Origin of the sequence: Catellatospora coxensis (genome assembly GCF_016862635.1) — a bacterium.
Taxonomy (GTDB): domain Bacteria; phylum Actinomycetota; class Actinomycetes; order Mycobacteriales; family Micromonosporaceae; genus Catellatospora; species Catellatospora coxensis.
Map to the genome: position 1 here is coordinate 22167 of NZ_BONI01000096.1, position 10114 is coordinate 32280.

Here is a 10114-nt window from a genome sequence, read left to right on the forward strand (position 1 = left end):
TCGTACTCGATGTGATAGGCCAGCGTCTATTCGGGGACCGGGACGGCGGGACGGCGGGGCGGCGCGCGGGTGAGCGCGGGAGCGCGGGTGAGCGCGGGAGCGCGGGTGGAGCCGTGCGGGTGGGCGGCGGGTGGAGCCGTGCGGGTCAGCGGCGGGTGGAGAGGTCGTAGACGTCGCGTTTGGGGAGGCGGTGGGCCGCGGCCACGGCGGCGGCGGCGTCGCGGCGGGACATGCCCTCGGCCACGTGCGCGGCGACCTCGGCGATGAGCTGCTCGTCGGTCGGGCGGGTGGTGTCGGGCACCGCGCCCGCGACGACCAGGGTGATCTCGCCCCGGAACTCGTCCAGCTCCGCCAGCTCGGCCAGCGGCGCGCGGCGTACCTCCTCGTAGGTCTTGGTCAGCTCGCGGCACAGCGCGGCCGCGCGGTCGCCGCCGAAGGCCGCCACCAGGTCGGCGAGGGTGTCCTGGACGCGGTGGGTGGACTCGAAGAAGACCAGGGTGCGCTCCTCGGCCGCGAGCGCGGCCAGCCGGGCGCGCCGCTCGCCGCCCTTGCGCGGCAGGAAGCCCTCGAAGCAGAACCGGTCGCAGGGCAGCCCGGACAGCGCCAGCGCCGTGGTGACCGCGCTGGGGCCGGGGGCGCAGGTGACCGGCAGCCCGGCCGCGAGCACCGCCGCGACCAGCCGGTAGCCGGGGTCGCTGACGCTGGGCATGCCGCCGTCGGTCACCAGCGCCACCCGCTGCCCGTCGCGCATCGCCTCGACCAGTTCGGGGGTACGCCGCTCCTCGTTGCCCTCGAAGTACGAGACGATCTTGCCTGGTATGACGATGTCGAGGTCCCGGGCCAGCCGGAGCAGCCGCCGGGTGTCCTCGGCCGCGACCAGGTCGACCTCGGTGAGCACCTGGCGCAGCCGCGCCGAGGCGTCCGCGGGGTTGCCCAGCGGCGCACCGCACAGCACCAGCCCGGTCAGTTCCGCCATCTGTACCCGCCTTCGATGTGTTCTTTTGCCGATCACCGTGAACTCAGGCGACGGTTTCGCAGTTTTTCAGCCTACGATCCTTGGCGTGACCCAGACGGCGACGGCGCCCCCGCAGGCGCCCACCACTTCCGAGCCGCACGTGCTCAATGTCGTTCGGCGCCGCCTGCTGCCCCTGGAGCAGCGGCTGAACCCGTACGCGTGGCTGGCCGCGCTGGCGGTCACCTTCCTCGCGGGTGTGCTGCGCCTCTACAACCTGGCGAAGCCGCCCGGCAAGATCTTCGACGAGACCTACTACGCCACCGACGCCCACTGGCTGTGGGAGAAGGGGTTCGAGTGGGACGAGAAGAACGGCACCGCCGGTTACGTCGTGCACCCGCCGCTCGGGAAGTGGATCATCGGGCTGGGTGAGCAGGTCCTCGGCTACAACGAGGCGGGCTGGCGGCTGTCGGCGGCGGTGTTCGGCACCATCTCGGTGCTGATGTTCACCCGCATCGCCATGCGCATGTTCGGCTCGGTGGTGCTGGGCTGCGCGGCGGGCCTGCTGATGGCGTTCGACGGCATGCACTTCGTGCTGTCGCGCACCGCGCTGCTGGACCTGTTCCTGATGTTCTTCCTGCTGGCCGCGTTCGGCGCGCTGGTCCTCGACCGCGACCAGCGCCGCCTGCGCTGGCTGCGCTTCGTCGAGGGCGGCGGCGACCCGCACGGGCGGGGCCGGGACAGCCGGCCGGCGTTCGCGGTGCCGTGGTGGCGACTGGCGGCGGCGGCCCTGCTGGGCTGCGCCCTCGCCGTGAAGTGGTCGGCGCTGGCGTTCCTGCCGGTGGTCGTGCTGCTGGTGATCTGGTGGGAGGTGGGCGCCCGGCGCAGTGCCGGGGTGCGCCACCCGATCCGCGACACCATCCTCGACGAGGGCCTGTGGATCCTCGCCTGCGTCCCGATCGTGCTGGGCGTGTACCTGGCGAGCTGGAGCGGCTGGATCCTCACCGACGGCGGCTACTACCGCGACTGGTCGCCGAACTGGTTCAGCAGCCTGGTGCACTACCACCAGGAGGCGCTGAACTTCCACGAAGGCCTCAGCTCGGAGCACACGTACCAGTCCGCGGGGCCGTGGGCGCCCATCCAGTGGCTGCTGCTGGGCCGCCCGGTGGCCTTCTACTGGTCCGGGGACCCGGGCTGCGGGGTGGACCAGTGCGCCGCCGAGGTGCTGCTGCTGGGCACGCCGCTGCTGTGGTGGAGCTTCCTGCCCGCGCTGGGCGCGACGCTGTGGTTCGGCATCGCGCGCCGCGACTGGCGGGCCGGGGCGATCCTGGCGATGACCGCCGCCGCGCTGATCCCGTGGTTCTTCTTCCCGAACCGCACGATGTTCTACTTCTACGCCATGCCGGCCGAGCCGTTCCTGATCCTGGCCGTGGTGTTCGTCTTCGGAGCGATCATCACCTCGCCGCCGGGCCTGCCGCAGGACGAGAACAGGCAGCTCATCGGCTCGATCGCGCTCGGCGCGTACGTGCTGCTCGTCGTGATCATGTTCGCGTTCTTCTACCCGATCTACACGGGCACGTCGATCCCGTACGTGGACTGGCAGCACCGCATGTTCCTCGGCAACCGCTGGATCTGATCGCGGAACGCCTCCCGAAGGCCCGTGGCGAGCCGCCGCGGGCCTTCGGCGTGTCCAGGCCCGCACCGGGGCCGGAAATGGCGAAAGCCCAGCTCGTATGAGCTGGGCTTTCTCGGGTGGAGACGAGGGGATTCGAACCCCTGACCCCCTCGATGCGAACGAGGTGCGCTACCGGGCTGCGCCACGTCCCCGAGTTCGTCCGTTTCACGGACCGGCCAAGGTTAGCAGGTCTGCCGGACGTTCGCGAATCACTACCCGGTGCGTCGTGGATCACGCCGTCTCACGCGGCCGGGCCGGCGTGGTACGGCTTGCCGCGTACGCCGCCCTGGCGGCCGCGGTAGGAGATGGTGGCCACCCGTGGCGGCGGGGGCGCCTCGGCGGCCAGGGACTCCGCCTGGGCCTGCAGGGCGGCCAGCTGCTCCTGGGCCCGCAGCAGCTCCTCCTGGAGCAGCCTCGCGGCCTCCCGGCGGGCCTCGGCGCGGCGGCGCTGGGCGAGGCGGACCTGCGCCTGCTGCTCGGCGAGCCACTGCGCCTGCCGCTCGTCGGCCCGGCGGCGGCGCGCCGTACGCAGCGCCTGCCCGCGCAGGTGGGCGACGTACAGCAACAACATCGAGCCGGTCACCGACACGCTGATCAGGAATCCTGGGCTGACCAGCGCGACACCGGCGAGCTGCACCAGGTTCAGCAGCACCAGCCCGGCGAGCAGCCGCCGGCGGCGGTACACGGCGGGACGGTGCCGGCGGCGGGGTCTGGCCTTGGCGCGTTCACCCTGGCCGACGAGCCGGAGCCGGGTCCGGGACGGGCCGGCGGGAGCGGGCGGCGCGGACACGGGGGCGGTGCACAGTGCCCGGGGCGGCCGGATCGGGCGGCGGCCGGGCACCGTGCGGCGGCGGCGCCGGCGCGACAGCACCCGCGCGGTAGAGATCGCCCGCTCCGCCACCAGCCGCTCGGTGGCGTCGTACCGGCGCACCAGCGCCGGGGCGAGAGCGAGCAGGCCCGCAGCGGCGAGGACGGCGAGGAGCACCGAGGTCGGCACCCTCACCCCTCCCGTCACACCCGTAGTGCGGCGACCGGCCCATCGATCGGCCACCGTAAGACTTCCAGTGAGGGGAGCCTACGTTCGTGATCACGTGATCGCGTAACGCCACACCGTACGAAGGTGAAGTCGGGTTCAGCCGCGCCGGCGCCGCCAGCGGGCCATCAGGCCGCCGTCGGTGGCGACGTCCTCCCAGGTCAACGCGTATCCGATGTGATCGCGCCAGGCGCCGTCGATGAACATGTAGTGCGGGTGGTAACCCTCCTCGCGGAAGCCGAGCTTCTCCACCACGCGGCGGCTGGGCTTGTTCTCCGGCCGGATGTTCACCTCGACCCGGTGCAAGCGGCCCGGCCCGAACGCGTGGTCGACGACGAGCGCGAGCGCCGTGGGCATGATGCCGCGCCCGGCCACCCGCGAGTCGATCCAGTAGCCGCAGTACGCCGACGAGAACGCCCGGCGCACGATGCTGCCCAGGTTGATGTGCCCGACGAGGCGTTCGCGGCCCTGCTCGCGTACGCAGATCGCGAACGGCATCGACTCGCCCTGGCGGGCGCCCTTGCGCATGGCTCGCCGGATCATGTGGAACGCGGCGGTCGAGTTCAGCTCGGCCCACGGCGCGGGCGGCGTGGCCTCCCACTGCCGCAGCCAGGCCTCGTTGTAGGTGCGCACCTCGACCCACTGCCCGGCGTCGCCGCGCCGGTACGGCCGCAGCACGACGTTCCCGTCGGTGAGCACCGCCGGATACCCCACCGCCGAAGTCATGCCTTCTCCTCGCTGCGCTCGTCGGCAGCATGAGGACCAGAAGACATGATTCGCTCGCTACGCTCCCTCATCTTCTACGGTCCAGCAGCAGCACGTCCACGGTGGAACCCGCGGCCGCGCTGGTCACCCGCTCACCCAGCACCAGAAGTCCGTTCGCCTCCGCCATACCGGCCAGGGTACGGGCACCGCCCGGCAGCGGTTGCACGGTGTAGCCGCCCCCGCGGCGCTCGGCGACCAGCGCGGGCCGGAACTCGCGCAGCCCGCCCGGGGAGGCGACGGTCTCCAGCAGGTGGCCGCGCACCGAGGGCCGGAACACCGGCTCGGCCCCGGCCAGCACCTGGATCACGGGCCGGGCCAGCACCTCGAAACCGATCAGCGCGGCCCCGGGCTCGCCGGGCAGGCACACGATCGGCACCTCCTCGGCACTGCCGACGGTCCCGAAGCCGAGCGTGCCGCACGGGTACAGCGACACGTCGGTGAAGGTCACCATGCCCGCGCGGCTGCCGTCGCGGCGGGACAGGATGCGCCGCACCATGTCGCCCGGCCCGGTGCCGGACCCGCCGGTGGTGATGATCAGATCGGCGCGCAACGTCTGGTCCTCCAGCAGCGCGCGCAGCGCCTCCGGGTCGTCGTCGCAGATCCCCACGCGGTACGCGTGCGCGCCCGCCTCCGCGGTGGCCGCGGTCAGCGCGTGCGAGTTGACGTCGACGACCTGCCCGGCCTGCGAGACCCGGCCCGCCTCGACCAGCTCGTCGCCGGTGGACACGATCACGACGCGCGGGCTGGGCCGCACCACGACGTGCCCGATCCCGCTGGCGGCCAGCGCCCCGACCAGCGCCGGGGTCACCGTGGTCCCGGCCCGCGCCAGCACCATGCCCTCGGCGACGATCTCGCCGGTGCGGCGTACGCCCATGCCGCGTTTGGCCGGGTGGTACACCTCGACCGAGGCCATGCCCTGGTCGGTCCAGCGGATCGGCACCACCACGTCGGCGGCCTGCGGCAGGGCCGCCCCGGCGGCGACGGAGAAGCAGGTGCCGGGCGTGAGCCGGGCCGGCCGCCAGCTGGACGCGGCGAGGTCGCCCACCACGTTCAGCCGGGCGGGCCGGCCGGCTGCCGCCGCGGCGACGTCCTCGGACCGCGCCGCGTAGCCGTCGATCGCGGCCTGGTCGAAGGCCGGGTACGGGTGGCTCGCCACCACGTTGTCGGCCAGCACGTTGCCGTGCGCCTGGGTCAGGTCCAGATCCAACGCCGGCAACGCCCGCAGCCTGCGCAGCACGCTGCCCAGGTAGTCGGCGAGTGGCGTCAGCTCGGCCGCGGCTGCCGCGTCGAGATGGACGGGGTCCGGAGTGGACCTGACCGTGGCGGTCATGTCAGGCGGCCTTCCCCGCATTGCGGTCGAGTCCCGCGACGAAGGACTTCAGCCACTCCGTGAAGGCGGGGCCGAGGTCGTCCCGCTCGCTGGCCAGCTGCACGACGGCCTGCAGGTAGCCCAGCGGCATGCCGGTGTCGTAGCGGTGCCCGCGGTACACGATGCCGTGCACCGGGGTGCCCTCCGCGAGCAGCAGCGCCATCGCGTCGGTGAGCTGGATCTCGCCGCCGCTGCCCGGCTTGGTGCGCCGGATCGCGTCGAAGATCGTGCCGGGCAGCACGTACCGGCCGACGACCGCCAGGTTGCTCGGCGCCTCGTCGACGGCGGGCTTCTCCACCAGCCCGGTGACCCGTACGACATTGTCCACATCGGCGTACTCGGGACCGGCGTCGGACACCGACGCGATGCCGTACCGGTTGACCTGGTCCTGCGGAATCTCGATGAAGGCCAGCACGATGCCGCCGGTGCGCGACTGCAGCTCGATCATCTGCGGCAGCAGCGGCTGCGACTCCTCGGTGAACTCGTCACCCAGCAGCACCGCGAACGGGGCGTCGCCCACGTGGGACTCGGCGTAGGAGACCGCGTGGCCCAGGCCCAGCGGCTCGCCCTGGCGGCAGGTGTAGATCTCGGCCAGCTCCGACGTCCCGCGGACCGCGGCCAGGCGCTCCAGGTCGCCCTTGGCCTCCAGCCGCGCCTCCAGGTACGGCTGGCGGTCGAAGTGGTCGACCATGCTGGTCTTGCCGCGACCCGTGATCAGCAGGACGTCGTTGATGCCCGACCGCGACGCCTCCTCCACGATGTACTGCAGGACCGGCCGGTCGACGACCGGCAGCAACTCCTTGGGCACCGCCTTGGTGGCCGGAAGGAACCGGGTCGCCAGTCCGGCGGCCGGGATGACCGCCTTGGTGGCCCGCTGACCGTGCGCTTGTGCGTGGGGGGTGTGCTCCGACATGTCGCGAGACTAACGGCCCCGAGCCTGTCGAGGGGCTTGTGGGCTGCTCGACGCGCCGCCGGATGGGCACAGGATCCCGCCGGGCAGCGCGACCTGGAAGGTGTCGCGCCCGGCCGCCTTGGCGGCGTACAGGGCCTCGTCGGCCGCCTGGAGCACTCCCGCGCCCTGCGACCCGTGGTCGGGCAGCACCGCCAGTCCGATGGAGACCGTGACATTGACGTACAGGTCCGCGCCGCCGTCCCGGGCCGGCACGATGATCGGCTCCCGGCGCACCGCGTCGCACAGGCGCTCGGCGACGGCGACGCCGCCGACCTCGTCGGTCTCCGGCAGCAGCACCACGAACTCCTCGCCGCCGTGCCGGAACGCCACGTCGACCTCGCGGATCTCGTACCGGATGCGCTGGGCGAACTCGGCCAGCACGGCGTCCCCGGCGGCGTGGCCGTAGGTGTCGTTGATCTCCTTGAACCGGTCCAGGTCCAGAGCGAGCACGCACAGCCGCCGGCCGAAGCGCACCGCCCGCTCGGACTCCCGGCGCAGCGAGTCGCGCAGCGAGCGGTAGTTGAACAGCCCGGTCAGCGGGTCGGTGACGGACAGCCGCTGCGCCTCCTCGTGCACCCGTACGTTGTCGACCGCGACCGCGGCCTGCCCGGCGAAGGTGCGCAGGGTGACCAGATCGGAGTCGTCGAACTCGTCGCGGCCCAGCCGGTCGTAGAGGGCCAGCACGCCGCGCGCCGCGGGCAGCGCCCCGGGCTGCGGGAACGAGCTCGCCTCGCCCAGCCCCGGCGCCGAGAACGGCACCACCATGTACGTGCGGCAGTCCGGCTCGCCCGGGTCCAGCCGCGGCCCGTCCCGCTCGACGCGGCCCAGCCTCGGCACACCGGTGGCGGCCACGGACCCGGTCAGGCCCAGCCCGTACGGCACCCGCAGGGTGCCCCGCTCGCCGGTCGTCCAGCGCTCGTCGAGGCCCTCGGTGCACTGGCCGACCAGCGCGCCGGTGGCCGGGTCGGCCAGCAGCACCATGCCGGCCGACGCGCCGGTGGCGTGCCGGGCGGTCTGCAGGATGACCCGCAGGATGCGGTCCAGGTCGTGGGTGCTGGACAGGGTGTCGCCGAGCACGCCGAGGTGCCCGCGCAGCTGGTCGCGGCTGGCGGTCAGCGCCGCCACATACGTGTGCAGCTCCCGGGTCATGTGGTTGAACGCGGTGGCCATCCGGCCGATCTCGTCGTTGCCGCGTACCGGCACCCGGGCGTCCAGGTCGCCGCCGGCCACCCGGTCGGCGGCCGCGGCCAGCTCGACCACGGGTTCGGTGGCGGTCTTCGCCAGCCACCAGGCCACGGTCACGGCCACCCCGGCGGTGATCAGTACGACGAGGGTGAGCAGCAGGTAGAGACCGGTCGGCGGGCGGGCGGGCAGCGACACGGCCAGCGGCAGCGGCTCCCCGGCCACCGGCCCGACCCGGGCCACCAGGTGCCCGTTGTCGGCCGCGCCGGTCGCGCCGTCGCCCAGCTTGCCCGCGTACCCGCTGATGGTGGCCGCGTCCGCGCCGAGCATGGTGGTGTGCACCGGACCGCCCGTGCCCGGGTCCTCGGGCGCGGGGGCGAGGTCGACCTCGCGGCCGAAGTCGCCGCCGACCGGCTCGTCCCCGGCCACGCCGGTCCCCTGCGCCCCGTCCACGCCCGCCGGGCCGCCCGGGTCGATGCCGCCCGGAGCGGCGACGGCGTCGGCAGCGCCGGGCCCGTCGGCCGTCGGGTCGACGGGCAGCGCGCCGCCGGTGAGGTCGCCGGGCTGCCCCGCCGCCACGCCTGCCGCCACACCGTTGGCCCCGGCCCCGGCGAGGGCCTGCCCGTTCGTTCCGGGACCGGCGGCGGTGCCGTTCGCTCCGGGACCGGCGGGGGCGCCGTCAGTGCCGGTGCCGCCCGGGCCCGGGCCGATCGCGCCGATGCCGCCCGGAACAGCGCCGGGCATGCCGCCGATGCCGCCCGTGTCGTCCTCGGCACCGTCGGCGGTGTCGCCCGTGCCGTCCGGCTCGCCGCTGGGTTCGCCGAGGGTGCCGTCGGGGTCGGCCGCCAGGTCGGGGTCTTCGGCGGGCGCGCCCGCCGGGACGCCCGTCCCAGGCAGCAGGGTCAGCTGCGCGCCGCTGGCCTGGGCCAGGCGGCGGATCAGGTCGCCGTCGACGGTGAGGGCGGCCGAGACGGTGCCGGTCGGCTCGCCGTTCGGGCCGGCCAGCGGCACCCGGGCCGACAGCGCCTCGAATCCGGCGACCGCGTCCGGGCGCACCTGCGGGTCGGGCCCGGCGCAGTCGGCCCACGGCGGGGCCGGGGCCTGGGCGGTGGTGACACCGTCGACGCCGGTGTCGATGTGCACACCGCCCGCGAGTCCGGCGGCGACCATGCGCTCCGCAGTGGCCAGGCGCTGGTCGGCCGGGGCGGCGGCGACGCCCTCGGCGACGGCGCGCAGCTGGCCGCAGAGCGAGCCGACCGAGGTGCGCACCGAGCCGGCGGCGACGGCCAGCCGCTCGGTGGCCCGCTCGTGGGAGAGCTTGCTGACCATCGTGCCGACGAAGAAAGCGCCGAGCAGGACGGGACTGAGGACCACCGCCAGGAAGGCGGTGGTGAGCCGGGCGCGCAGTGTCACACTTTCCCCCTCGGCGGCGGTGAAGTCACCGGGGTCAACGGCGAACGTCGCGCTAGGATGCGTCGCTTGTACAACCTGAGGACGTTATGAGTGAATATTCCGTTTTGTCAGTAACCATTGCGACCGGGCGCGTCCGGGCGGGCTCGCGGCGGTGACCACGCCCGTCCCCGCCAAGCGCGACCTGCGCGCCGTGGTGCTGGCGGCGCGCCGAGCGCAGACCTCGGCCGCGCTCGACGAGGCGGACACGGCGCTGGCCGCGCGGCTGCCAGAGCTGGTCGCGCCCGGCGCGGCGCTGACCGTCTGCGCGTACGTGCCGATGGCCGGCGAACCCGGCGGCCCCGGGCTGCCCGACCGGCTGGCCGCCACACCCGGCGTGGCCCGGGTGCTGCTGCCGGTGCTGCGGCCCGACCGCGATCTCGACTGGGCCGCCTACGCCGGGCCGGGGTCGCTGGCACCCGCCGCGTTCGGGCTGCGCGAGCCGGCCGGGCCACGGCTGGGCGTGACGGGGATCACCACGGCCGATCTGGTGCTGGTCCCGGCGGTCGCGGTCGACCGGCGCGGCACGCGCCTGGGCCGCGGCGGGGGCAGCTACGACCGCGCCCTGGCCCGGGTGAGCGGCGGCACGCCGGTGATCGCGCTGCTGTACGACGGCGAACTGCTCGACGAGATCCCCGCCGAAGCACACGACCAGCGCGTGAACGGCATGCTCACACCGAGCGGCCTGCGGCGCATTCCCGGCTGACGCATGAGCGAGCTCGCGAGCGAATCAGCGG

The 10114-nt window shown here is 74.1% G+C and carries 8 protein-coding genes and 1 tRNA gene; 2 read left to right on the plus strand and 7 right to left on the minus strand.

All coding sequences use genetic code 11. From position 1 onward, the window contains the following. Window positions 1–145: 145 nt before the first annotated feature. On the minus strand, window positions 146–976 hold the full coding sequence (gene rsmI / locus Cco03nite_RS36700; protein WP_203698624.1) for a 16S rRNA (cytidine(1402)-2'-O)-methyltransferase: 831 nt from the start codon (window positions 974–976) through the stop codon (window positions 146–148). An 85-nt stretch (window positions 977–1061) separates the two neighbouring features. Between rsmI and Cco03nite_RS36705 the strand changes: the two genes are divergently transcribed. Beyond that, window positions 1062–2588 (plus strand): dolichyl-phosphate-mannose--protein mannosyltransferase, encoded by a 1527-nt coding sequence (locus Cco03nite_RS36705; RefSeq protein ID WP_239167955.1) that lies wholly within the window; start codon window positions 1062–1064, stop codon window positions 2586–2588. A 117-nt stretch (window positions 2589–2705) separates the two neighbouring features. Here the strand turns inward: Cco03nite_RS36705 and Cco03nite_RS36710 are convergent. From Cco03nite_RS36710 to Cco03nite_RS36735, 6 genes are all read right to left on the minus strand, one after another. After that, window positions 2706–2779 (minus strand) — tRNA-Ala (locus tag Cco03nite_RS36710). An 89-nt stretch (window positions 2780–2868) separates the two neighbouring features. Further along, the gene (gene sepX, locus Cco03nite_RS36715; protein WP_203698625.1) at window positions 2869–3630 is read right to left on the minus strand and encodes a divisome protein SepX/GlpR; all 762 of its coding nucleotides are present in this window, start codon (window positions 3628–3630) and stop codon (window positions 2869–2871) included. A gap of 129 nt (window positions 3631–3759) precedes the next feature. After that, a complete protein-coding gene (locus tag Cco03nite_RS36720) occupies window positions 3760–4386 on the minus strand; it encodes a GNAT family N-acetyltransferase (protein WP_203698626.1) in 627 nt (208 codons plus the stop codon). 67 nt (window positions 4387–4453) lie between these two features. After that, a complete protein-coding gene (locus tag Cco03nite_RS36725) occupies window positions 4454–5755 on the minus strand; it encodes a molybdopterin molybdotransferase MoeA (protein WP_203698627.1) in 1302 nt (433 codons plus the stop codon). Between the two features lies 1 nt (window position 5756). Further along, window positions 5757–6707, minus strand: a complete 951-nt coding sequence (locus tag Cco03nite_RS36730) for a UTP--glucose-1-phosphate uridylyltransferase (protein WP_203698628.1) — start codon at window positions 6705–6707, stop codon at window positions 5757–5759. Between the two features lie 9 nt (window positions 6708–6716). Further along, window positions 6717–9341, minus strand: coding sequence for a diguanylate cyclase (locus Cco03nite_RS36735; RefSeq protein ID WP_239167956.1), 2625 nt, complete (start codon window positions 9339–9341; stop codon window positions 6717–6719). A gap of 151 nt (window positions 9342–9492) precedes the next feature. Here Cco03nite_RS36735 and Cco03nite_RS36740 point away from each other — a divergent pair, with 151 nt between their 5' ends. Further along, window positions 9493–10083: a 5-formyltetrahydrofolate cyclo-ligase gene (locus Cco03nite_RS36740; protein WP_239167957.1), complete on the plus strand. Its 591-nt coding sequence runs from the start codon at window positions 9493–9495 to the stop codon at window positions 10081–10083. Window positions 10084–10114 lie beyond the last annotated feature (31 nt).